The sequence below is a fragment of the Natrinema versiforme genome (genome assembly GCF_005576615.1).
Taxonomy (GTDB): Archaea; Halobacteriota; Halobacteria; order Halobacteriales; family Natrialbaceae; genus Natrinema; species Natrinema versiforme_A.
In genome coordinates, this window is sequence record NZ_CP040330.1 from 3,054,337 (window position 1) to 3,075,522 (window position 21,186).

Genomic DNA, 21,186 nt, shown 5'->3' on the forward strand with positions numbered 1-21,186 from the left:
ACTCCGGTGTTCTGTCGGACAGGTCCACCCCTTTTTAACATCTCTGAACGACAGTCCCTGCCAATGCGATACCTCCAGTTACAGATTCGCTTCCCGCCCGAGGCGCGACACCCGATGCACCAGTTCCTCGTCGAACAAGACTCGATTCAACGAGCGTATCTCCGGCATTGGAACTTCTCGACCCCCGAGTATGTCACCACCTTGCTCCACGTCGTCGGAAACATTGAGAAGGGACGTGAGGAGTACCTCGCGGCGCTTGACGTCGTCGAAACCATCCAAGAGTACGACGTGACGCCAGTCGATGACCGCAGTTTCTATGTCTACATTCGAGAGTCTGCACATGGGTTCGCCAGTCGCCTACGTGCGCTCCTCACCGATACTGAACTGCTCATCGTTCCACCAATCGAATACGGCTCCGATGGTGAGATGCTCTTCGAGATTGCTGGCGAACAAGAGGCCCTCCAGGGGTTGGTCGCAAATCTTCCCGAGCATCTCTCTGTGTCGGTCAACCGCCTCGGGGAATACGACGCGTACAGGGAGTCACAAGTCACAGCGTTGACCGGCCGGCAAGAAGAGGTGCTTGACGTTGCACGGGACCTCGGGTACTACGAAATCCCGCGCCAAGCGAGCGTTCGAGATGTTGCTGATGAGCTGGGTTGTTCGAAAAGTACCGCCGCAGACCATCTGCGAAAAGCAGAGGCACGACTTGTGTCGCTCTACGAAGATCGTTCTACTACGAAATGATGTAGGGTAATTCGGTGTTAGTCGCTACCCTCGGGGGCGGGTGCCTCCTTTTCGTCGATGAAGGCGCGGACCTCAGTTGTGACGCGATCAGGGGCTTCTGTCGGCCCGCCGTGACCGACGCCTTCGAACTCGATGAACTCGCTGTCCGAGAGGGCTTCGTCAACTGCACGGATACCATCTCGAAGGTGGGGCGGGCCCTCGGTTCCGGTCAGTAGGAGTTCTGGTGCGTCGATGTCTAGCGAGTCGGGGAGGGGGTACTGTTCGATGGCGCGGTTGATCCGCGCGATGTTTTCGGTCAGAGCGATGATATCTGGCCACGGCGGCCACTCGGCGAGCCACCCGTCGAGATCATCGATGTCGCCACCGTGCATGACCTCGCGTATGTAGAACTTCATTGCCTGTCGGCGGTCCCCGTCATCGATTCGCGCCTGCATCTGTGACGCGAGATCGGCTTGTTGTCTATACTCACCAACGAGAACGGCCGGTTCGTACGCGACGAGTTTCTCGACTGGTGCAGTTCGGGCGGTCTCGACCGCTAAGAGACCGCCGAACGAGTGCCCGAATAGAATCGGGGTTCCGTCCACTGCATCGATGACCGCACGTATATCCTCAACTCCGCGGGCAAGGCTGTACACCTCAGAGTCGCCGCTTTCCCCAACACCGCGTCGATGGGGAATGATGACGGTATAGTCTTCGGCGAACCGAGGAACCACCGGCTTCCAATACTGAGGTGCGGATCCACCGTGAAGGAGGATTAAGGGCGGTCCCTCTCCGTGTCGTTCGAACGCGATACTGGTCCCATCTGCTGACGTGACCGTCTGCATTGTACGTCTCTTAGTTCGGGCGGGACTGGGGAACCGCTATCTCTCAACCGTCCGGCCATTTAAGTGTGGATCTGTTCCGGTGGGTTGTGGTTCAATCGGGGAGAGGCGGCCATGTTGTCGCCACCGTCTCCTCGATGAGTTGCGTCTCCGCGCGACGCAACCGCTCAGAGAGTGATGAGGCAGAGATATCCAGCTCTGTGGCGACTTCTTCCAGTGACGCTCGTCGCGGGATGTCGAAATGACCCATCTCGTACGCCGTCCGGAGCGCCTCCTGCTGATGATTGGTTAACCCATCGCCAGGCGGTTTAGACTCCCCATCACGAGTGAGACGAGACAACCTGAAATCGGCGTTCTGTTGCCAGAACGCCGAGAACTCGTTGAACGCTTCTCGGTCGGCAAACCACCCGGTCTGTCGCCAGCCGTCCGGTAATACCTCGATTCGCTCGATGATCGCGTCCGCCGTAGCGAGTGCCTCAAGGCCCGCGAGGTCGTTAATATGACCGCCGAGTTGTTCCTCGAAGCTGAGTGCTGGCATCACCTGATACCGACGCGTGTCACCGGCCTCTCCAACGAGCGTCCATTCACCGACGTCATAGGCGTCAGTTAGAGCGTTCGCAACCGGTTGGTGCGACCCGTCAGTCACGGTGACGAGAAACAGCGGTCGTTCCCCGTGGTTGAACTGCAGTTCGAGGAGTATCGTCGCCTCGGGCACTGCCGTTGCTACCTCGACGAGCGGGAGCACGTCGCAGTAGATCTCGAATTCAGCGACGAGCCTCATACGCGATGGTAGCTGTCAATCCTATTGGTGGCGTCGAAAGAGCTGGGTATTACAAAGTAGTCCACTGGACCTACACCGTCAGGAACCCGAGTGTCGACAGCTGCCAGCAGAACGCGAGGCCCAGCAGCGCCAGTACCGTCTGGTGGATTCGTGCAGGCAGTGACCAATAGCGGTAGCGCCATGCCAGCAGAGCACCAGCAGTTGTCCCGAGTGTGAGAACTCCGATGAGATACGGGAGGGCGAGTGCGATCTGCATCGGCAGCGGTCGCGTGAAGAGCGTGAGGTCGCCGCCGGTCTCCAAGACGAACATGAAGAGCATGACGAATCCAATCGAGACGCTACTCAGGCCGACGCTTGCCGCGCGGGCGAGCCACGACGCGCTCGTCAGTCGGCGTTTAACCCCGTATGTGAACCCGCTTCGTTCGTCGTACTCGTGCTGCTGTTCGGTTCGTTGTTGAGAGACGTGCTGATCTGTCATTCGGAGTCCTCCATGCCGGATCCCTCGTCGGTGCGATACTGCTTCCACTTTCGCCAAGTGCTGTGTCCGCCCCAGCCGACGAGCGAGAGACCGAAGCCCGATAGTGCCGTCCCGAGAACACCGCCGGTGATGAGTTGGCGTTCGTGGAACGGAACGGGCTGGTAGACGCCGGTCGGTTCGCTGTTCATGTTCAGTACGTTTACCTCGCCATCTGTGACCTCGAAGGCGAGGACATCGTGACCGCCAACCTCCTCGTACACGTACGGTTCAGTTTCGACCCACTGCCTGGCGTCTCCTTCGAGAGTCGTCGTGCGCAGGCGGCCGTTGGCTGTGGGCTCGACGGTCAGGTGTTCGAGCAGATCGACGACCTGGAGTGGCCCGCTCTGCGGGAGGTACGTGAGACTGTACTCGCCGGAAGTGGTTTCGGCGCGCTCCTGACCGCCCGGTCTCGAAGTCGGTGTCGGCGTAGTCGGAGCCTGCTGGAGTTCGTACTCCGCGACGATCTCATCAACGACTGTTTTCGGACCCTCATTCGGGTTGCTGTTGAAGGCGACGAAGATTCCGACATCGTGGTCTGGGGCGAGTAGCAGGTAGCTCGTGAAGTTGACCGTCGCGCCCGAGTGGCCAATGAGGATGGCGTCGGGGTTGCCGTACTCGTGGAACCCGTACCGCCAATTCGTGACTTCCGGGTGACGGACGTGGTGGCGGGTGTGCATCGTCTTGGCGGTGTCCGGGTCGAGGATCCGCGTGTCGCCGATTGCGCCGTCGCCGAGGTGGGCACGCATGAACGCGGCCATGTCCGTTGATGTCGCGCTCAGCGAGCCCGCAGGACGCATATTGATGTACACGTCATCGGCTACCAAGAACGGCTCACCGTCGCGGACGTGTGGTGCAGCGAGGTCGCCAAGCTGGTCGTCCGGAACTGGCTGGGCGAATGTGCTGTGCGTCATATCGAGCGGCTCAAAGAGTTCCGACTGAACGTACTCCTCGAAAGTCGTGTCGTGGGCTTTGGCGACGACGTGGCCGGCGAGCGCTGCACCGTAGTTGGAGTATCCGACAAGCTTACCAGGCGGGCGGATGCGCGGAGGCTGCTGGTCGGTGAGTAACACCTCCAACGAGTCGAGAGCAGCTGGGTCGGCGACAATGTCGGGATCGAGCGTGGATTCGAATCCGGCGGTGTGAGTGCCGAGATGCCGGAGCGTCACCGGATCGTCGTACGTAGCCGGAACTGTGACAGCGGAGTCGCCGAGATACGAGTTGACGTCGGTGTCGAGGTCAAGGACGCCCTGTTCGACACCCTGCATGACGGCGGTATAGGTCACGAGCTTGCCGACTGACCCGACTCTGAACACCGTCTCGTCGGCTCGAACCGGAACATCAGTATCAACGTCGGCAGCGCCGTATCCTTTTGTGAGAATAGGTGCGTCTCCCGAGACGATGGCGACAGTAGCTCCGGGAGTCATCGTCCCGATCCGTTCGGCCATCACACCATCGACGAATGCTTCGAGTTCGTCCGCGTCCGTGAACGGGCCCTCGCCTGGCTGTGAGTCGATGCTCTGAGAGTCTGTCGCGGCGCTCGTTCGACCGGCTGCAGTTCCGATAGCGACGAATCCAAGGCTGCCGAGACCGGCGAGGAACGACCGTCTCGTGGCTCTATCCGTGCCATCGTCCGTTGTGGAGAGTCGTGGTCGTGTCATTAGTCGGAACGGCTGTGAGTGAGGTGGTTGTGTTGCTGGGCGGTACGGTCGCGGTTTTGCCAGCGTGTCCAGAGGAGCACGATGACGTATCCGGCGAGGATCGCTACGAAGAGCGGAATACCGCGAGATGCGCTCCACAGACCCGTCGCGGTGTGTTCGACTGTGAGCAAGCTCGGGACGCCGGGGGTTTCTGCGGCACCGATGCCGAAGATGTTCATGAGTGCGTAATTCACACCGAGATGCAGGCCCATCGGGAGCGCAAGCTCCTCGGTACGGAGGTACGCAACGCCGAATAGGCCACCGAGTAGCCCGGTCTTCACGACGACGAGTCCGACGTTGGCGTCCGCGACGATTGCCCCAGGAAGGTGGATTAGTGCGAACGCGAGTGTGCTTGCGACCAAGGCGACGCCGGTTGCGACGGGGCGACTGATATCGCGGGCTGTGAGCCCCTCGACCGCGTTCGTGATGAACGAGCCGCGGTAGATGAACTCCTCGTAGAGCGCGACGCCGACAAACCCGGCGAAGAAGACGAGCAGCCACCCGAGTAGTGCCGCGTCTGGGACGAGTGTCCCGCTGGTCACTCGCAGCGAACCGGTGGAGTGCGCGATGACTGTCGTCATCGCAACTATGAGGACTCCGAGTCCGGTGCCAACGACGAACTTCCGCCACCAGTCGCCGGACAAACGGTAGCCGTATTCGCGGAGTGGACGGTGGTCGAGATACCGCGAAGAGATACCGATGACGCCCAGCATCACGAGGGTGGTCCCGCCGAATGCGACCACCATCATTTCACCGCGATTCAGGTCGAACGTGAGCGCGGCTACGCCTGCGAGGCGTAACGCGAGGAAGCCAGCAAGGACGGGGAAGAGTACGCGCCAGATGGCGCGGACGCGGCCGTGTTGCTGGCCCCAGACGAGCGACCGAAGACTGGATATTACACTAGACATACGTCACCTCCGGCATGGCGGCCGAATTTTGATGTAACGTCTCGTCTTACTCGGGGTAGCGATGCGTAGGTGTGGGACGGACATGGTGGTTTTGTGGATTGTGACGTGGTGGTTGTTGAGTCGATGCGTGAGCGAGTGGTGGGTCGTGTGCGCGTTCATGGACGACTACCTCGGGGTGGCGTCGATGGTGGTGACAAGACCGAAGAACGCGGTCAATGCGTTCTCGACCGGGAGCCCAGCTTGCTCGACGGTTTCCAGCGGTTCGTGATTCAGCCGGCAGCCGTTTTTCTCGTAGTGGGAATCGGCGCGCCAGTCCTGGAGCCAGGCAAGTGGCGCGGCGTCGCTGCGTCTGTGTTCGAGCAGCAGAATCTCGCCATCGGGGGTGCAGACTCGTTCCAGCTCGTGGAGCGCGGCAATCGGGTCGGGGAATGTGCACGTGGAGAATGACGAGATGACGGTGTCGAAGCTGTCGTCGGGGAAGTCGAGTGCCTGGGCGTCCATCTGATGGACAGCCCCGTCCAGTTCGAGCCTGTCGAGCTCACTGCGGGCGTGGGCGAGCATCTCGGCGCTGATGTCGATACCGACGACTTCGCTCGACGATGGAAGGTAGCGGAAATTCCGCCCGGTGCCACAGGCGACATCCAGCACTCGGCCGTTCGCATGCTCGAACTGGCGGCGACGATACCGACCGGCAAAGAGCCGGTCGAGCCGTCGCCACCGTGCGAGTTTGTCGGCAACGTCTGCGTACGCGTCAGCGATCTCGTCGGCCGATTTCGAGCGCCTTCGTGCTGATCGCTGTTGGTTGGTATTCTCGTTGTGTGTTCGATGCTGCCGGCCTGTCGCGTCGTGGGAATTGCTCGATTGCACGTGTTGGACCTCCGTTGACCGCGATTGTGGGTCGGGCCAGCAACAGCAATAAAATTATTGAATATTTGATAATTTATTGGCTCTGCTTCAAAATCCGAGTTGAGTGGAAAACCGCGAAAACACGCCCTTAACGCCAATAATCAGAGATCGCCCCGACCAGCCCCACCGTCTGCTCAACGCCGGTTTCGTAAAAATACTGTCAAGAATGTCGAAACTCACCGCTTTCGCCTCGCACGCGCTCCGTCCGCACCACCGTCGCAGCCGAATCAAGATAGAGTCGAACTGCATCGTCCCCTTGACGCAATACGACTTCGTACTCCTCGGGATCAGACGCCGTCTGTTCGGACGTCCAGCGGCCTTCATAGACGTGTTCGTGAAACTCCCAAATACCGCGCGCCGTCACATCGACTCCACGATCCCAGTGGAACGCAATCGACGCCGGGTGGTAGACGACGCTGTAGGTCAACGGGCTGTTGTACTCCCGGAGACACTCCTCACAAGTACTCGTCACCACGAACGAATCAGCATCAGGCAACGGACTATCGGGCACCGCAACTACATCGGCAGACAGCTGCGCTCCGCACTCCGGGCACATCCCCCGCCGGATCTGCCTGGCATCCTCCGCACTGCGTAACTTGACGCTCCCCACGAGCGACTCGCCGTTCCGCGTTCTGACCTGTGCGGGCGTGATCGGTTGTCCCGTAACCTGTTGCTCACAGGCCGTACAGTCGATACGGAAAAACTGATGCGAGAGCTTCGCCTCCAGCGCCTCCTCACCGCAGAAGACGCACACTCCATCGACCGGTTCAGGCCCAAACGACTCCGGTTGCTCATAATTCTCCGACAGGATGAATCGAACAATGCGCTCACCAGCGTGTGAAAGCGAATACCCATCGTCGCTTTTCCGGAGATAGGCCCCTGTGAGTTCTCCGAGGTGATACGACAGTTTGGACGTGTTCTCCACATCGACGTGGTCGTAGATCTCAGAAAAGGCGAGTTCAGCAGCCCCTGACCCGATCCCTTCGAGTTCATACTGTGCAACAGCGACAGCGCGAAGAATATCAACTCGTGTGTCGTCAGCGAGAAGGCGAAAAATATCCGTAGCCGAGCGGTTCTCCGTCATTGTCTTTCGTATCTACTTCCAGTTCAGCGGCAATATTGAAACCCCGGTCGAATTCTTGGCTTGATTGAGTTAGTGTGGTTTGTGAGCGCTGCATCAATGACTTCGCTGCGCGACGGGTCGTCCTGGTTACGGGCGACGATCCCACTCGCTTTGGTCAAAGAAAATCTTCCATTCGTCGGGCAGCCTCAGACCGGATCGCTCCGTAATCGCTTTGTCGTGCGAATATCACGACTTATGTGATGTCAGATATCGGGCGATGGGTGGTCTGGGGTCTCCTTCCGTCAGTAATCGGCGGACTCCTCCTTAACGCCATCGTCCCTTTTGATTCGATCAACAGTGAAGTCTTCGCAGTTGTACTGACGGACCCGATAATACGAACCGGCGCATTAATTCTCGTGCTCGTTGCTCCCGTGTACTTTGGCGTGAGATACATCATCGGGCTTGTCTCCTCCCTCGTAGATCGGCGACGAGAGATTCAGAATAGCAACTCCCCAAGCGTATTCAGCAGCACCTCTAAACCGAGTAAGCTGACGTGGTACGGTGTCGTGCGGCACTACGGCGCGGACTGGTACGTGGCGGTCGGTGAACCGCGTCGCGGGAGTGAGAAGTACGCGTACATCGAGAAAGGGCCGTGCTGTTCGAAGAGAAACGTGGCGTGAAGAACGTAGTCGAGAAGCACGTAATAGCTGCTCTCTCTACCGATGACCCGTTAGAATACATCAAGTCGGTGGAGGGACTCGATACTGGGCAGTGGGGGAATCGACTCCCCTGATCAAGAAGCAGTTGACAAACGACCTAGCCTCGGGGCTACCCCCGTCCGCGCTCGGTCACGTACTTGTCCTGAATCGAATCATCATCGTACGTCGCCGGGCTGTCCAACCATTCAAACCCGAATTCCACCTCAATCACCCGGAGGCAATTCTCAACAGACAACTGTTCACCGACGGTAAACTCGACTCCATACCACGAATCAGAAAGAGAAACCAGTAACGTCTTTGCACAAATCGAAGCATGATCGTGGACGGCGTAGCTCCACTCGGTGAAATACGCGAAGTTGTGAGACACGTCGTTTCTGCATTGCCGGATAAACTGCGCAAGACGCACCTCTTCATCAGACAATTCCCCGCCCTCGTACGCATCAGTAATCAACGGAGAGAGGCCGTCATCAACTCCGAGTCGGTCCTCTAACGCGTGTTGGAGGAACGACCCGGTTCGCGTCAGGACGGACGTGACGTGGTTCTGAGACAGTAATAAGTCGATCTCGTAAAGTTCGATGATGAAGAACGCGAGATTCTCGTCTGCTTTATCGAGAACTGCGACCAGTGCCGACGAGATTAACGCGGCTGGGTTTCTACGGCCGCGTTCCTTCACCTCGGCTCCAAGGCGTTTCTTTTGTTCTTCTTCGTCAAAGACAGTAAGGTGCTCACCGCGATTCAGCCGGTAGTCATCCGGGATGTCGAGTTCTTTCGGATCCGTTTCGTACACCCACCGGAGTTTGCCTACGTACCCATGAATCAGGTGCCATTCTCGTGCGATGTAATTCTCCATTCTTTACGGGTTCTTATTCTTGGGTAAGGTTTCAACTTTCAGCAAGTCTCGCCGCTCGCGTGAGGTTTCGTCGGTAGGTACTGACGCACGCGACCACCTCTTCTGGCCGATGGGAGTGTGCAATCGGGACAAGACACTTTGACGACGAAATCGTCGTCCTCAATATCTGCGACGACTTCCAAAATATGTGTCTTAGGCATCTTAATCCGGTTAAAAAGTCGTATTCCTGATTGCTTCCGGGTCAATCGTCCCCGGTTCGATGTAGCAAATAAGATAACCCACTAAGCGTTATTATTGACCCTACGAACGCGGCTTCAGTCGGAACTCCAAATGCATTGAGGAGGTCTATGATATCCACATCCCGGTCAGGGGTCTGCGTATCCCGGTCAGGGGACTGCACATCACGGTTTGGAATATCGGCGTGTTTATTGTGGAACTCAACCACATCCCGATACATTTCGTCAGTGACAGTGTGCCCGACACCGTCGTAAAGCCTGAATTCAGCGGATGCTCCGCCACTCTCGTACACAGACTCACAGTACGGGAACCGGTCATCCTGCATGTCTTCACCGTACACGTCACGTGCGATCTCACGCTGTTCATCACTCCAAGCATCCCCCGCCGGGAGCGTGTCATTCGTGTCTTCAGCCCCCATGTAGATGTACTGATCTACTTCCCTGAACGCCTCCAAATCAAACGGTTCACCCGTGATAGATTCGAAGTCGGCTACCCCAATTTGGTAATTCAGCGTGTGACCTTTGTCTTCGGCAATGGGGAGCGTCACCATACCGTTGACACCACCCGCTGTTACCGATGTGACCATCTCCGGATGCAGCACGGTGAACCGGTTGACAAACTTCCCAGCCGCCGAGTACCCATTCATCATCACTTGGTCAGAAACCTCACCGGAGAGTCGGCCCTTCGCATCCTCGATCATTCCGATCAGCTGCAGGTCGATCCGTTTGAGCGGACCACTGGAGATGTGCATCGTCTCTGTGTCGAGTTGATGGGTGTAGTGTCGCCAGCTTACCGGGTCTGACTCGGGTCTCGGGAATACTGGAACGAGTAACGGAACACCCAATTCGTCGCTAATTCCCCGGGGGAACCCGTTTTCTATAGCGTCCCGTGCTGCTTCTCGGTGTTCCGAGAAATCGTCAGTTGAGCTGCCAGTATTATTCGGCTCGACCAGTATTGGGCGAGGTTTCTCTGTGACTGATTGAGGCGAATACAGAAAGTACGGGTAATTGAACGGGGCATCGTCATCAGGAGATACGAGTGTCACAGGTGTCTCGGTCGCCGATGGAGATGTTGCTCGTTGTGTCCCCACAGCTCCGTGACCTGTCAGCGCCACTGCTTCCGTACCTAGCGCTCCGGTTCCGATTCCTTTCAGCACGCTGCGGCGACCCATCCTTGTAGAGGTTCCCCTCATTGCATACCTCCTGCCGGAGGTGACCGGGTCTCGTATGAGGACGACTGTGTCCCAAGGTATGTTTGGATCGCACCCTTGGCAGACAACGCAGCATAGTAACTGATCCGGTCACGCTTTCTTCTCACCGTGGTCAGTGGTTTTTCCGCCCTCTGTTTTTCCTTGAAAACCCAATTGTGAGTACCGTACCGTCCATTAGTCACATTACCTGACTTGTAATAGAACCATATAAATAACTCTAATCGGAGTGATTTTGAACTCTTATCAAAGTGATTTTGTTTGCTTTCCGATGTGTCTTTACCCGCGTTTCAAGGCGTTCCTGCATATGGTGCGTCGAATCGAATGGTTATCTCCCGCTGACATCTATATTCTACAGTTCTTTGTTGACCACGATATCGTGCTGACACCGAAAGTTGTCGCCATCAACACGGAATACGATCAAAGCTACGTGGGAAAGCGATGCCGCACGCTTGTTGAACGTGGGTTATTAGAACGACCGAACCGCGGTCAGTACCAAATAACCGCGATTGGGAGAGAATTTATTGAAAGCGGGTTAGACCCCGATGTGTTGGAAACGGACCGCGATGAAAGCGGGTGAGTCCAGCACCCCAGGATTCGTGGTACTATTTCCGCAGTCTAGAGCACTGATATCGTAACTCAATCTCCGCCTTCTTTCCGGGGATCTTCTGCAAGTTCGTACAGGCCAGGATGCAATTTTCGCACGTATCCGTGTTCAACGAGACGGCCCAGTCTATTGGTCACATTCTGTCTGCTGTAACCGGCCTCTTCAGCTATGTAGGACGGTGAACAGCGGCCCTCACCTAGCATGTCGAGAATAGCATTATCAGTCGGGTTCAAGCTGATCTCAGCCATGATAGTCCCTACAGGTGACGAACGTATTATTCCAATTGACTCCTCCGGACGCAGATAGTGGTTATGTATTCATACAAAATTACTAATTTATAAGTCGGTGGCGGTGTGAGCGATAGATACGCACCGCTACCGTCTCTTCCTTGTACAGGAAAGGCGGCTGGCGCTGGGACGCCAACCGCGGTGCTGCCAACGGAAATTGACAGCATGCAATCCAACGCTACGCCACCAAATAATACCGACGAACAGCATCGGAGGATCGGTTACGAACGATATCCAGACAAGGGTGATAGTTTGTCTGTTGGAACTGTGAGCAGCAATGCCGAAGCTAAGCGTGAGCTCAGTGTATTCGAACAACACAGATCCATAGGACGGGGAACTGTCCCAGATACCGCTAAAGCGGATACAAGAGGCTGTTCCAGCAAACTGGCTCGAACGTGCGACGGTCTCCGGGAGGTTGATAATGACTGACGAATCGTCAACTGTGCCGGCTGCAGACCTCGTTGAGGTCGATTTTGACAGTGGTGGAGGCCGTACTTCAATCCAAGCTGACGGAGAAGCACTGATGATTGACGGCTACTATCAACCTCGAATACTCCTTAGAATCGGTAGCGGACCCAGCTGTATTCGAATTACCCTCTCCCCCGAGGACTCCAGGGGGTTGCGAGACGATCTAAATGAGGCGTTGGAAGACGCGCGTACAGCGGTCCAAGAGCAATTAGGAGAGGAGGGTGGATACTAATCCAGCGGCACTTCTACTGATAACACTATAAATCGTCTAAGCCACCACAACGCATCTCGAATCACCAGCCGTCCAAGAACTGCAAAAAGCCCACCACCGGATCACGTACGTTGAGTACGCCTCCCACCCCGGCAGCGGTCGGTGACAGTCAGGCCGTCAAAATCGCCGGACAGAAAACGCGTACGCCCAGGTTCGAATCCTAGCGTGGGCAGTCACGTATCTGCTTACAGACGTTTACCATTGACAGCCATTTGTACCGGCCTCTGTCATTCCGTGTCGACACGGTCGCACACGTTTTGCCGTGGATACCCGTTTCTATACTGATTCAAGTACCTGAGGACGTACGTAGGTATGTACGCAAGTACGTACATATGGCCATTATTAAGCCCGCCAACTCAGTAAAACTCATTCTACCTTTTCAGGCCCTGATATGGCGATAAATCCGTATTTACATTCGACACCAGGTGTGTATTCTGCCCCAGACCGAAGATGAAGACTTGCTTTCCGTGACTTCGTGTCGACAGCGACAGCCGAGAAGGGAGCGATCACTACCGGCGTCAGTTCAGCTATCAGGATTCTCACGTAGGTCGATGCCTGCAAAACGCTAACTAAACGGGTGACTACGGTCGCTCTTCGAGTGAAACATCCCACCCCTCGTGTTCATCATCGTCCATATAGGCAAAGTGATTCTGAGCCTGCTCGTAGGTATCCATCCCGCGAAATTGGAAGAAGGGTGCATCACAGGCAGGGCAGGTCTCAGCGTCGGAGACCCGACTAGATGATCCTCCAGTTGTCTGCTGACCCATTGTGGTGCTCATAGCCCGGGAAACGTAGTCTGTATCTCCGGGTTCGAATTGCTGTTCAATCTGCGTCAGTAACGCTAGCGTCCAGTCCCTGGCGTCACCATGGGTTGTGATCTCTCCTGGGCCATCGAAGAAGTCCTCAACCACGCCGACCACATCAGCTACCCACCGAAGACTAATACTATAGCTGTATTCTGCGTCCAGTTCTGGGTCAATCTCCCCCGCGTCCATCGCAATCACGCTAACCTCGACGTCTAAGTACTGGTGGCGGTAGGTGTAGGTCGGGTTCGGATCCTCCGAGACACGGTACCGTTCCCAATCCCCCGGAAGGTCCTCGATAAGCTCCGTCATATTCTATTCTCTGAAAAGTCAGTAGACTCACTTAGCAACACCGCTCTATGCCCTGCAGAGTTCGTCCTGCCCTAAGATCACCCCCGAGTAGAATACAGGACTTGACGTCAAGGTATAGCTAAACACTAAGTTAGCGTGTTGGGTACATTCGATAACAAGATGCTTTCTCTCCCTCCGCTCGTCGATAACGCTAATCGGACGGTCGAGGACGTCTACAAGAAAATCATTCCACAAATCGAAGAAGCACGCATCGCCACCGGCTACTTCTACCTCTCTGGCTTCGACTTGTACCGCGAAGACCTCGAACAACTCGCTGACCCAGACGAACTTGGTCACGCCCCAATCCGCATCCTGATGGGGCGGCAAACAAACCGTAGCACCGCAGATGAGATTGGGGAAGGACAAAGTCTACGCGACGAACTCAGAGATGAGGTCGAAGAGAGTATTGAGGAACTCAACAACGCACAGCTAGACCGACTGGATCGGCTGCGAGACTTCATAGCCGAAGACAAGGTTAGCGTCCGTGTGCGAAACCCAGAAAACGGCTATTTCCACGCCAAAGGAGCATCATTCCGAGCACCAAACGACAATGACGACTGGGAAACTGACAACGATACAGATACACGTCCGTGTGCGACAATCGTTGGATCCTCAAACTTCACCGCGAGTGGGCACCGGAACAACATCGAACTGAATCTCACAAGCCAAGACCGGCCTGATGCAGAGGCATTCGAAGACTGGTACGATAACCAGTGGGCGAATGCTGAGGACTTCAGCGAAGAGATCATCCGGATCATCGAGAACAGTGAGAAGTACCAAGACTGGCAGGACCAACAAGAAGATGAGTCGGATGATGAAGACACGCCTGATGGTCTAGGGACGTACATCGAACCGTTCGAGTTGTACAAACTCCTTGCGTACGACGAACTAAGCGGGAACGTCAACATCCGCGACAGCCCGCTGTACTACTTCCAGACACTCGGATACGAAAGTGCGAAGGAGAAACTCTCCAGGTTCAACGGCTGCATCATCTCCGACTCAGTCGGGCTCGGCAAATCCTTCATCGGTGGTGAACTCCTCCACGACTACCGCCAACGTGGAGATCACTGTCTCCTCATCGTACCTGCGAACCTCACCGAACAGTGGGAAGACCTCCTCCAAGACGACACCGACGAAGACGGGAACCCATACTTCGGGCTCGAAATCGATGGAACACACTTGGACGTGATGAGCATCAGTAAGTTCCAGAACCTCACGTATGATGAGGTTCAGAACCTCAAAGACGCATTCGACGTCGTCTTGATCGACGAAGCTCATCGCTTCCGGAATCACGGGAAATGGCGGCCGAACCCGGACGACGAAGACGACTACAAAGGGACTCGCCGACACGCGAACCTGCGGCAGCTCCGTGGGAAGACGATGATCATGCTGACGGCGACACCGATCAACAATTCTGCGACCGACTTGGAGAACCTCATCAGCCTATTCACCAGCCCCGAGGAACTGCGGAACAAGGCCTCGCTGGACTTCGACGCCTTCGAGGAATACATTGAGTTGTCAGAGACGCGGAAGCAGATCGCTGCGGGGAAGGAGGAAGCCACCGAAGAGGAGCAGCGGAAAATCACCGAACAGCTCCAGCGGCATTCGGAGGAGATCTCGAAGATCCTGAATGAGGTGATGGTGCTCCGGACACGGAAGCACGTCAAAGACCAAATTCAAGATGAGGAGGACTTTGAGATGAGTTTCAAGCCGCCAAAACTCAGCAAGGAGCAGTACTCGCTCCCGGCGGCATACCAGCCAGTATACGGGATGCTGCCAGACGTTATGGACGCGCTCCACCTTCCGAACATTACGGTGAAGAACCCGAAAGCTGGGGGGACGCTGAAGGCGCTGTATAAGCTGAATCTACTCAAGCGGTTAGAGTCTTCGACGTATGCGTTTGTGCAGTCCATCGAGACGCTGCACCGGAGTGAACGGCAACTTCTCGGCCTTCTCGATGGCCTTCCAGAAGACGAGAAGATCAATGTATTGCGTGCTGCTCAAGACGAGGAAGAATCGGAGACGCTCGATGACTTTGTAGAAGGAGATGATGCCGCAGAGGATCTTGAACAGACGCTAGAAGAGTTCGGGTTCGATGCGACTGCAGTTCGTGCCGACGAAGATTCCGAGAGTGATAGTCCGGATGAATTGGCGGATGCGACAATTGGAGAGGTGAAGACGTACATCCGGGAGGATCTGACGCTGCTAGCGTACTTCCTGTCGCAGTTCATCGGCGATATTGCTCAGGACTCTGGCGATGTGAGCGACCAGGCCGTGTCTACACGGCAGTGGCTTCACGATCATAATGCCGGTGTCCTCCCAGACGTTCCCGAAGAGGAGTTGAATCCGATTCTCTACCCGCGAAGTGACCTGAGTGACGTTGATGAGGCGACGCGGGAGTTCTACGAGGCGGTGTTCTCGTTACGAGAGTTCCGTGACCCGAAGGTTGAGCGGCTCGCGGATGTCCTGAATGGGTATGATGACGAGAAGGTTCTTGTCTTCACTCAGTACCGTGCTACGGCGGACTACGTCCATCGAACACTTCTCAACGATCCAAACTCGCCCCTCACAGAAGCGAATAGTGCCGTCGTCAAAGGCGGTGACGAAAACAAGCAAGACGTTATCCAGCGGTTCGCACCGGAAGCCTCAGGGTACCAGCAAACGCTGGCTGAATCCGGGGAATCAGAACTGCAGTATGTTATAGCAACTGACACATTATCGGAAGGAGTCAATCTTCAGGACGTCTCAGTCCAGGTGTCATTCGACCTCCCGTGGAATCCCATGCGTATCGTTCAGCGGGTGGGCCGGATCGACCGGATCGGGAGTACCGAGGAGAAGTACGTTCACAACTTCTACCCGGATGGAGACATCGAGGCGGCGATTAAGTTGCTGAAGCGGTTACAGGCGAAGATCAACGACATCGCACTAATCGTTGGGAAAGAAAACAACATCTTGGATCCGAATGAGGATCAGATTCTGGAGAAGACTGGTGTGGAGACAGAGAAGACGATTGGCGAGTTGCAGGTGGACGAGATTGAAGACTCGCTTCAGAAATCAAGAGAGATCGAGGACGTGAACGAGCTTGATGACACGAGTAAGAATCCACTCCTTCGAAATGCAGGGAGTAACGAACACGCTGCGTACGAGCGGTTCCTGCTCAAGAAGGAGTTGAACGAGGAATTCGGGCTCTCGGAAGACGACTTCGAATACGCCGCAGACTACTTTGAAGAATCTCCCGAGGAACGCGAACGCTTGTACACGAATATCACCGACCATGATTCCGGTCCACGTCCGGGTGTGTTCGGGCTTGCGCACCTCTGGTTCGATGATGACGACCACGAATCTCCACTGGGCCGTGTTCGGCGGGCCTTCTACTACAAGCCGTTCAATAACGAAGTCAAGGAACGTCCTGTCGGCACTCTCAAAATCGACCCAGAGGTGAGCGGAGAACCGATTACAGGGAATGCCGACAACGTGTTATCCAATCGGGAGGCGATTCAAGAGGTGCTTGACGACCGGCTGGAAGCGATTCGGAGTAGTCAGACTGAGCAGATATTCAAGGATGGGGCAAAGTTCTCGAAGGAGCAGGAAACAATTTTAGACTTTATTGATCGGCACCTACAACCTCACCACGGTGAGAAACCTGCTCCTGTAGACGAACACGATACGCTTGAAGAATGGGCTGAAGTCCTACTGGAGCGCTTACAGGACGTGAAGTTGGCCAATACTGATGAAGATCGTATCCTTCGGGAGACCTTCCGGCATAACGAGCAGTATGATTCGTTCCCAGATTGGCCGCCGGTGGAGTTCTTAGAAGAGCTAGAAGCGTTCCTGGAAGAGAACGTGGAAGAATCGTCAGAGTACCAAGCGAAACTCGTAGGCGAAAGCGACGTTCAGGCTCGACTGATGTGCTGGGGCGTTGTAGGCCACTAATTACGGGAGAGGGCCTTTCTCTGCCAGTTTTTCGTATTTTTTCTTGACCTGGTCAAAGTACTCTTCCGTCATCAGTTGTGGATTCGAAACTCGATAGAAATCGTTCAGAATGAACTCCATATCATCGTGTTCGAGGTCGTAGGCGTGGAACGCCGCAGCATTGAGTTCCACGCGAGCACGTTTTCGAGCTTCCTTACCGGTTATCGGTTCAAGTCCGCCAAGACGCTCGCGCATCTCTTCAAACCGATCGCCATAACAGTTGAGTCTTGCAGCCCGCACAGAAATATACTCGAACCAGTCGTCACCTTCGGTTAGCCGAGGCATCTGGGACTCATTAAATTTATACGTAACAACAGTCGTGTCGATCTTGGTCCGCATGATAAAGTCGAATGGGATGCTGTTCAGTAGACCAATAGCTACAAACAGCTCCTGGTCAGTGAACGCCCTATCATAGGCTCCATGGAGCGGGAATTCTTCGAGATCCTCCTCAGTAGGAGCAATCTCGTAAGGACGAACCGTGATTAGTTTGTCATGACAAATGACGTCCTTGGGTATTACGGATGCAATCATCGTCCGCTCATTCGTTGAGTTTGTTATGTTCCGGAAGACTATCCGGTATTCCGATGAATCAAGCAAGATATCATCCATAGACAAAGGTTCACCTCGATGCTGCTCCAGCAGGTCGTTCACGAATTGTTTTTGAGATTTGCTCGTTTGCTCACCACCAAACTCTGTATAGATCGCCTTTTTGAGATTCCCGCTATTGAATGCCCGTTCACGAGCACGGTGTTTGGCGCTTTTCTCGGGCGTATTGTCTTCTTCCACGCTCCAGTATTCAGCTGGTTCCACCGACCCGGTCATCTCACCATTATAGACGAACTGGTGGACGTTCCGACCCCCGTAGACCGGGTACTCGCCTTCCTCAAAGAACCGGTCGGCATCACGTGCACTATGAATCTCTCGATGTGGATGGATGCGCCAGGTACCCTCAACATCGTCTTGGATTGACGGATGGTCCAGCAGCTTCGTGAGGACGTCCGCCTCCTGCTGACTCGATACGAACGGGAAGATACGGGCTTCAGGTGAGTACTCTTCGAGAATCTTCCGGGGAATCTCCGCTGTCTCTTGTTCGAGGTTCTTGAGAATGGATAGGTCGTGCTGCTCAAAGACGCCCTTCAGGCTTTCTGTATACCCCCCCGTGTTTGAATGTCACCACGGCGAAGTTGTATCGGTCGTCAATCCCGTCGAAAATTCCCTTATTCTCGAATCCGACTAGTGAAGTAATCGTAGATTCATTGAGCATCTTCATCCGCATGTCCTTCGAGAATGATCCGTTGAAGATAACTCCGGGAAGTACTTGGGCGACATATCCATCCGCCTTGACGAGGTCGAAGACTCGCTCAACGAACAGCCCGGCAAGATTATTCTCGTTCGGGTCTTTCCGGCCGGCCACCTTGGGTGTCTGGAGTTGGTATTTCGGGCCGTCGGTGAAGTATCGCATCTGTACTTCGATGTCTTCCTGGTACTCTTCCCACCGCTGAGTTATTTCGTCATCCTCTAATAATTCATTCTGGATTTTATCTTTCTCAGAGGGACGCCGTGTTCGGAATTGTTCGTCGTATTTTGGGAAGAAGTCGTCCCGACTCGGTCGTAGCTGATCCCATGGTGGGTTCCCGATTACCACATCGAACCCTTCTTCGGAGAAGACGTCGGCGAACTCTAACGGCCAGTGGAGCGGTTCCCACTCTCGAATTTCATCCACGGTAATCTCGTTCTGGCCTGCGTCTTGGAACTCCCTCTGAAGAATCTGGTCGAACTTCTCACGGTGTTCTTCAATCCGTTCTTCCGCTTCCTGACGCCATTTACGCGCCTTTTCGCTGCTCTCAGTCTCTTTATGCTTCTGGATTGCTTTTCGGACGTCCTCAAATCGAGCTTTCTGCTCCCAGGAATCAAGGGCGCTATCGCCATTATCGTCCCTCTCGATTTCGATCTTTGCCTGGCCGATAAGACTGTTTCCTTGACGAATGTTGAAGTCGATATTCGGTAAGGGTTCGACCTCATTTGGCTCGTCTTCGATATCCGCGACCATCGAGAGCCACAACCGAAGTTTACAGATCTCAGCTTCCAGGCAGGCCCCTCTCAACGCGCACTTCGGCTGTGCGCATGCTGGGTTTCTGAGCGGGTTACAATGATAGTTCGGGTTTCCGACTAGTTTTCACGAGAAGCGGTGCTTAGCTCTATGTCTGCCGCGTCGACAGGCCATTGGAAACGGTCAGCGACCTCGGAGTGAGTCAACTTGAGCGAACTTGCCACAGCAAACGCCTGTGACGTCCCTCAATCGGGTCTCACTCACGCACCCACCGCGCGGTTTCGATGACGGTGGGCATTCGGCGTGTTCGGAACCGGATATTAAGAGGATACGAGTCTTATTCCCTGTCATGACGCGAAACGTGCGGACGGTCGTCGCGCCGCGGCAACTCGGGGTCTTGTTTGTGGGTGTCCTCATGATCGTGGTCGGAATCGCCGGTCTCACCGGAGTGATCTAACTATGCACCATCGTGTAATCCGGCTTACTGAGACAGGTGGGAAGTGGGAAGCACGCAACGTGGACATCGGTATCTCCGCGGTTGGATCGACACGTAGTGGGGCACTTGAAGAGTTGGACGACGTGGTGGATGCAGCGACTGGTGACAGTGGGCACGAACCGTCGGACGGGGAGCCTCGAGCGGTCGAGATTAACCCGGACGAGAACCGACGGCGACGCGAACGGAACCGGTGAGAAGGTCACTCGGTCGTCTACCTCCGGAGTCCCATTTTCTGTGTGCTATCCGAAGATGCCCATTGCGAGAAGGATTTGGACTAGAGCAAACACAATCAGAATGACCGACGTGCCGATCATAGCAAGCTGCATTCGCTTCGGACGCCGGATCGAGGCGTTGTAATCAGATTCGTCCCAGACGCTGAAACTGTATGCTGGGTCAGCTGCCCGTTCCCTGCCAGTTTTGAGTTGCCACCGGTCGGAATCGTTCTTCCCGGACGCTCCGGAAGTTGCGATTCCAAGTACACCGTGCCCCTCGTACGCGAGAACTTTCCCGCCCACAGTCACTGTCGTCTCCTCACCATGGTCTAACGGGCCGAATTCGACCTCTCCAGTGTGGACGATTTGCATCGGGTTTGTTTCGATAGTCCAACGGAACGCGCTGTCTTCGGAGAATTCGTATTTCGCGTCGTTATTCCGCAGGTGAACGTCGAATTCGGGTTCGTCGCTCGTGAAGTAGACCGGGTCGGGTTCTTCAACAGGCTCGACGTGTATCTCTAGGCCGTCAAATACGGTGATCGTCTGTGTTGCCGGCATCCTATCACAACCCGAGTACCGATGTGGCTCCGTGTGTCAATCCAAGCACCGCCATTTGGGTGGCGACATCACTACTGATTTCGTTTGCCTTAGAGAGTATTTGTCTAAGCCGCGGCTCATCTTGCTCCCCTTCGACTTCAGCTCTGAACTCCCCGAGTAGCTCTTGCAACTCTTCTTTCTCTTCAGTTGCTCGTGGGAGGGTCTGAATCATATTCTGAATCGATTCGACCGTGACGTCTTGGTGGACTTCCTGGGTGGTTTCCTGCCGGGAATCGACAGAAACCATAACCATACGATTTGGTGACCGACTCCCAGTTTCTAATTCGGGAAGCTCGAACCCGATTGCATTCGCCATTTTTTCGCACCGGGACCGAATTTCGTGGAGAGCTTCGTCACGGCGGCGTGGTGGTGCGTATGCGTCCATCCCGGCCATTTTCCCAGACGTACCTTCCGTGTAAGCTTCGACAGGATCGGTACTCGTTACAATCGGGTTATCCGGGAACTCTTCTTTGAGTTGAGAGAGTGTTTCGTTGAATTCGTCAGCAAGAGGTTCGATAGCATCTGATTGTTCGTTGTCTATTGCCTCTGTACTGCGTTCGTATAAGCGCCCGAGTTCACTGATCCAGAATTCTGTATTCATGGGTTTTGCGAAGAGTGCTGT

General features: G+C 55.3%; 22 protein-coding genes. 6 read left to right on the forward strand and 16 right to left on the reverse strand.

What is annotated here, in order from left to right; genetic code table 11:
* The first annotated feature begins 63 nt into the window (after nucleotides 1–63).
* A complete protein-coding gene (locus FEJ81_RS15100; protein ID WP_138246064.1) occupies nucleotides 64–744 on the forward strand; it encodes a helix-turn-helix domain-containing protein in 681 nt (226 codons plus the stop codon).
* Nucleotides 745–761: 17 nt separating this feature from the next.
* Here the strand turns inward: FEJ81_RS15100 and FEJ81_RS15105 are convergent, their stop codons facing one another.
* The 8 genes from FEJ81_RS15105 to FEJ81_RS24525 all read right to left on the reverse strand — a co-directional run bounded on the left by FEJ81_RS15105 (nucleotide 762) and on the right by FEJ81_RS24525 (nucleotide 7,616).
* Nucleotides 762–1,568, reverse strand: coding sequence for an alpha/beta fold hydrolase (locus FEJ81_RS15105; RefSeq protein ID WP_138246065.1), 807 nt, complete (start codon nucleotides 1,566–1,568; stop codon nucleotides 762–764).
* Nucleotides 1,569–1,659: 91 nt separating this feature from the next.
* Nucleotides 1,660–2,346 carry a helix-turn-helix domain-containing protein gene (locus FEJ81_RS15110; protein WP_138246066.1) on the reverse strand — a complete coding sequence of 229 codons (687 nt, stop codon included), beginning with the start codon at nucleotides 2,344–2,346 and terminating at the stop codon, nucleotides 1,660–1,662.
* 70 nt (nucleotides 2,347–2,416) lie between these two features.
* Nucleotides 2,417–2,824 (reverse strand): hypothetical protein, encoded by a 408-nt coding sequence (locus tag FEJ81_RS15115; RefSeq protein WP_138246067.1) that lies wholly within the window; start codon nucleotides 2,822–2,824, stop codon nucleotides 2,417–2,419.
* Nucleotides 2,821–4,521 carry a serine hydrolase domain-containing protein gene (locus tag FEJ81_RS15120; RefSeq protein WP_138246068.1) on the reverse strand — a complete coding sequence of 567 codons (1,701 nt, stop codon included), beginning with the start codon at nucleotides 4,519–4,521 and terminating at the stop codon, nucleotides 2,821–2,823. The genes FEJ81_RS15115 and FEJ81_RS15120 overlap by 4 nt, the downstream gene beginning before the upstream one ends.
* Nucleotides 4,521–5,306 (reverse strand): CPBP family intramembrane glutamic endopeptidase, encoded by a 786-nt coding sequence (locus FEJ81_RS15125; RefSeq protein ID WP_175416442.1) that lies wholly within the window; start codon nucleotides 5,304–5,306, stop codon nucleotides 4,521–4,523. The genes FEJ81_RS15120 and FEJ81_RS15125 overlap by 1 nt, the downstream gene beginning before the upstream one ends.
* A gap of 327 nt (nucleotides 5,307–5,633) precedes the next feature.
* Nucleotides 5,634–6,335: a class I SAM-dependent methyltransferase gene (locus tag FEJ81_RS15130; RefSeq protein ID WP_138246070.1), complete on the reverse strand. Its 702-nt coding sequence runs from the start codon at nucleotides 6,333–6,335 to the stop codon at nucleotides 5,634–5,636.
* Nucleotides 6,336–6,534: 199 nt separating this feature from the next.
* The gene (locus FEJ81_RS15135) at nucleotides 6,535–7,458 is read right to left on the reverse strand and encodes a winged helix-turn-helix domain-containing protein (protein ID WP_138246071.1); all 924 of its coding nucleotides are present in this window, start codon (nucleotides 7,456–7,458) and stop codon (nucleotides 6,535–6,537) included.
* 23 nt (nucleotides 7,459–7,481) lie between these two features.
* Complete coding sequence (locus FEJ81_RS24525; RefSeq protein ID WP_463605655.1) at nucleotides 7,482–7,616, reverse strand: hypothetical protein; 135 nt, start codon at nucleotides 7,614–7,616, stop codon at nucleotides 7,482–7,484.
* 81 nt (nucleotides 7,617–7,697) lie between these two features.
* Here FEJ81_RS24525 and FEJ81_RS15140 point away from each other — a divergent pair, with 81 nt between their 5' ends.
* Nucleotides 7,698–8,117, forward strand: coding sequence for a hypothetical protein (locus FEJ81_RS15140; protein WP_138246072.1), 420 nt, complete (start codon nucleotides 7,698–7,700; stop codon nucleotides 8,115–8,117).
* A 148-nt stretch (nucleotides 8,118–8,265) separates the two neighbouring features.
* Here the strand turns inward: FEJ81_RS15140 and FEJ81_RS15145 are convergent, their stop codons facing one another.
* Together FEJ81_RS15145 and FEJ81_RS15150 are read right to left on the reverse strand one after the other, a co-directional pair.
* On the reverse strand, nucleotides 8,266–9,006 hold the full coding sequence (locus FEJ81_RS15145; RefSeq protein WP_138246073.1) for a hypothetical protein: 741 nt from the start codon (nucleotides 9,004–9,006) through the stop codon (nucleotides 8,266–8,268).
* A 241-nt stretch (nucleotides 9,007–9,247) separates the two neighbouring features.
* Nucleotides 9,248–10,435, reverse strand: a complete 1,188-nt coding sequence (locus FEJ81_RS15150; protein WP_138246074.1) for a hypothetical protein — start codon at nucleotides 10,433–10,435, stop codon at nucleotides 9,248–9,250.
* 286 nt (nucleotides 10,436–10,721) lie between these two features.
* Between FEJ81_RS15150 and FEJ81_RS15155 the strand changes: the two genes are divergently transcribed.
* Nucleotides 10,722–11,030, forward strand: coding sequence for a MarR family transcriptional regulator (locus FEJ81_RS15155; protein ID WP_229504725.1), 309 nt, complete (start codon nucleotides 10,722–10,724; stop codon nucleotides 11,028–11,030).
* 59 nt (nucleotides 11,031–11,089) lie between these two features.
* Here FEJ81_RS15155 and FEJ81_RS15160 read toward each other — a convergent pair whose 3' ends face one another.
* Nucleotides 11,090–11,305 (reverse strand): MarR family transcriptional regulator, encoded by a 216-nt coding sequence (locus FEJ81_RS15160; RefSeq protein ID WP_138246075.1) that lies wholly within the window; start codon nucleotides 11,303–11,305, stop codon nucleotides 11,090–11,092.
* 460 nt (nucleotides 11,306–11,765) lie between these two features.
* Here FEJ81_RS15160 and FEJ81_RS15165 point away from each other — a divergent pair, with 460 nt between their 5' ends.
* Nucleotides 11,766–12,044: a hypothetical protein gene (locus FEJ81_RS15165; protein ID WP_138246076.1), complete on the forward strand. Its 279-nt coding sequence runs from the start codon at nucleotides 11,766–11,768 to the stop codon at nucleotides 12,042–12,044.
* Between the two features lie 620 nt (nucleotides 12,045–12,664).
* Here FEJ81_RS15165 and FEJ81_RS15170 read toward each other — a convergent pair.
* Nucleotides 12,665–13,198, reverse strand: a complete 534-nt coding sequence (locus tag FEJ81_RS15170) for a hypothetical protein (protein ID WP_138246077.1) — start codon at nucleotides 13,196–13,198, stop codon at nucleotides 12,665–12,667.
* Nucleotides 13,199–13,357: 159 nt separating this feature from the next.
* Between FEJ81_RS15170 and FEJ81_RS15175 the strand changes: the two genes are divergently transcribed.
* Nucleotides 13,358–17,170: a helicase-related protein gene (locus tag FEJ81_RS15175; RefSeq protein ID WP_138246078.1), complete on the forward strand. Its 3,813-nt coding sequence runs from the start codon at nucleotides 13,358–13,360 to the stop codon at nucleotides 17,168–17,170.
* On the opposite strand, the gene FEJ81_RS23600 is transcribed toward FEJ81_RS15175, so the two are convergent.
* Together FEJ81_RS23600 and FEJ81_RS23605 are read right to left on the reverse strand one after the other, a co-directional pair.
* Complete coding sequence (locus tag FEJ81_RS23600; RefSeq protein WP_202979385.1) at nucleotides 17,171–18,019, reverse strand: hypothetical protein; 849 nt, start codon at nucleotides 18,017–18,019, stop codon at nucleotides 17,171–17,173.
* Between the two features lie 313 nt (nucleotides 18,020–18,332).
* Nucleotides 18,333–19,259 carry an Eco57I restriction-modification methylase domain-containing protein gene (locus FEJ81_RS23605; RefSeq protein ID WP_202979386.1) on the reverse strand — a complete coding sequence of 309 codons (927 nt, stop codon included), beginning with the start codon at nucleotides 19,257–19,259 and terminating at the stop codon, nucleotides 18,333–18,335.
* Nucleotides 19,260–19,718: 459 nt separating this feature from the next.
* Here FEJ81_RS23605 and FEJ81_RS24530 point away from each other — a divergent pair, with 459 nt between their 5' ends.
* Nucleotides 19,719–19,949, forward strand: a complete 231-nt coding sequence (locus tag FEJ81_RS24530) for a type II toxin-antitoxin system HicB family antitoxin (RefSeq protein WP_463605656.1) — start codon at nucleotides 19,719–19,721, stop codon at nucleotides 19,947–19,949.
* A gap of 45 nt (nucleotides 19,950–19,994) precedes the next feature.
* Here the strand turns inward: FEJ81_RS24530 and FEJ81_RS15185 are convergent, their stop codons facing one another.
* Nucleotides 19,995–20,525, reverse strand: coding sequence for a hypothetical protein (locus FEJ81_RS15185; RefSeq protein ID WP_138246079.1), 531 nt, complete (start codon nucleotides 20,523–20,525; stop codon nucleotides 19,995–19,997).
* A gap of 4 nt (nucleotides 20,526–20,529) precedes the next feature.
* Nucleotides 20,530–21,165, reverse strand: a complete 636-nt coding sequence (locus FEJ81_RS15190) for a hypothetical protein (RefSeq protein WP_138246080.1) — start codon at nucleotides 21,163–21,165, stop codon at nucleotides 20,530–20,532.
* Between the last annotated feature and the right edge of the window lie 21 nt (nucleotides 21,166–21,186).

Excerpts from the sequence above, each read along its gene's own strand:
- FEJ81_RS15100 (WP_138246064.1), top strand. The coding sequence starts at position 64 with ATGCGATACCTCCAGTTACAGATTCGCTTCCCGCCCGAGGCGCGACAC.
- FEJ81_RS15105 (WP_138246065.1), bottom strand. The coding sequence starts at position 1,568 with ATGCAGACGGTCACGTCAGCAGATGGGACCAGTATCGCGTTCGAACGA.
- FEJ81_RS15110 (WP_138246066.1), bottom strand. The coding sequence starts at position 2,346 with ATGAGGCTCGTCGCTGAATTCGAGATCTACTGCGACGTGCTCCCGCTC.
- FEJ81_RS15115 (WP_138246067.1), bottom strand. The coding sequence starts at position 2,824 with ATGACAGATCAGCACGTCTCTCAACAACGAACCGAACAGCAGCACGAG.
- FEJ81_RS15120 (WP_138246068.1), bottom strand. The coding sequence starts at position 4,521 with ATGACACGACCACGACTCTCCACAACGGACGATGGCACGGATAGAGCC.
- FEJ81_RS15125 (WP_175416442.1), bottom strand. The coding sequence starts at position 5,306 with ATGGTGGTCGCATTCGGCGGGACCACCCTCGTGATGCTGGGCGTCATC.
- FEJ81_RS15135 (WP_138246071.1), bottom strand. The coding sequence starts at position 7,458 with ATGACGGAGAACCGCTCGGCTACGGATATTTTTCGCCTTCTCGCTGAC.
- FEJ81_RS15140 (WP_138246072.1), top strand. The coding sequence starts at position 7,698 with ATGTCAGATATCGGGCGATGGGTGGTCTGGGGTCTCCTTCCGTCAGTA.
- FEJ81_RS15145 (WP_138246073.1), bottom strand. The coding sequence starts at position 9,006 with ATGGAGAATTACATCGCACGAGAATGGCACCTGATTCATGGGTACGTA.
- FEJ81_RS15150 (WP_138246074.1), bottom strand. The coding sequence starts at position 10,435 with ATGAGGGGAACCTCTACAAGGATGGGTCGCCGCAGCGTGCTGAAAGGA.
- FEJ81_RS15155 (WP_229504725.1), top strand. The coding sequence starts at position 10,722 with ATGTGTCTTTACCCGCGTTTCAAGGCGTTCCTGCATATGGTGCGTCGA.
- FEJ81_RS15160 (WP_138246075.1), bottom strand. The coding sequence starts at position 11,305 with ATGGCTGAGATCAGCTTGAACCCGACTGATAATGCTATTCTCGACATG.
- FEJ81_RS15165 (WP_138246076.1), top strand. The coding sequence starts at position 11,766 with ATGACTGACGAATCGTCAACTGTGCCGGCTGCAGACCTCGTTGAGGTC.
- FEJ81_RS15170 (WP_138246077.1), bottom strand. The coding sequence starts at position 13,198 with ATGACGGAGCTTATCGAGGACCTTCCGGGGGATTGGGAACGGTACCGT.
- FEJ81_RS15175 (WP_138246078.1), top strand. The coding sequence starts at position 13,358 with ATGCTTTCTCTCCCTCCGCTCGTCGATAACGCTAATCGGACGGTCGAG.
- FEJ81_RS23605 (WP_202979386.1), bottom strand. The coding sequence starts at position 19,259 with ATGGTCGCGGATATCGAAGACGAGCCAAATGAGGTCGAACCCTTACCG.
- FEJ81_RS24530 (WP_463605656.1), top strand. The coding sequence starts at position 19,719 with ATGCACCATCGTGTAATCCGGCTTACTGAGACAGGTGGGAAGTGGGAA.
- FEJ81_RS15185 (WP_138246079.1), bottom strand. The coding sequence starts at position 20,525 with ATGCCGGCAACACAGACGATCACCGTATTTGACGGCCTAGAGATACAC.
- FEJ81_RS15190 (WP_138246080.1), bottom strand. The coding sequence starts at position 21,165 with ATGAATACAGAATTCTGGATCAGTGAACTCGGGCGCTTATACGAACGC.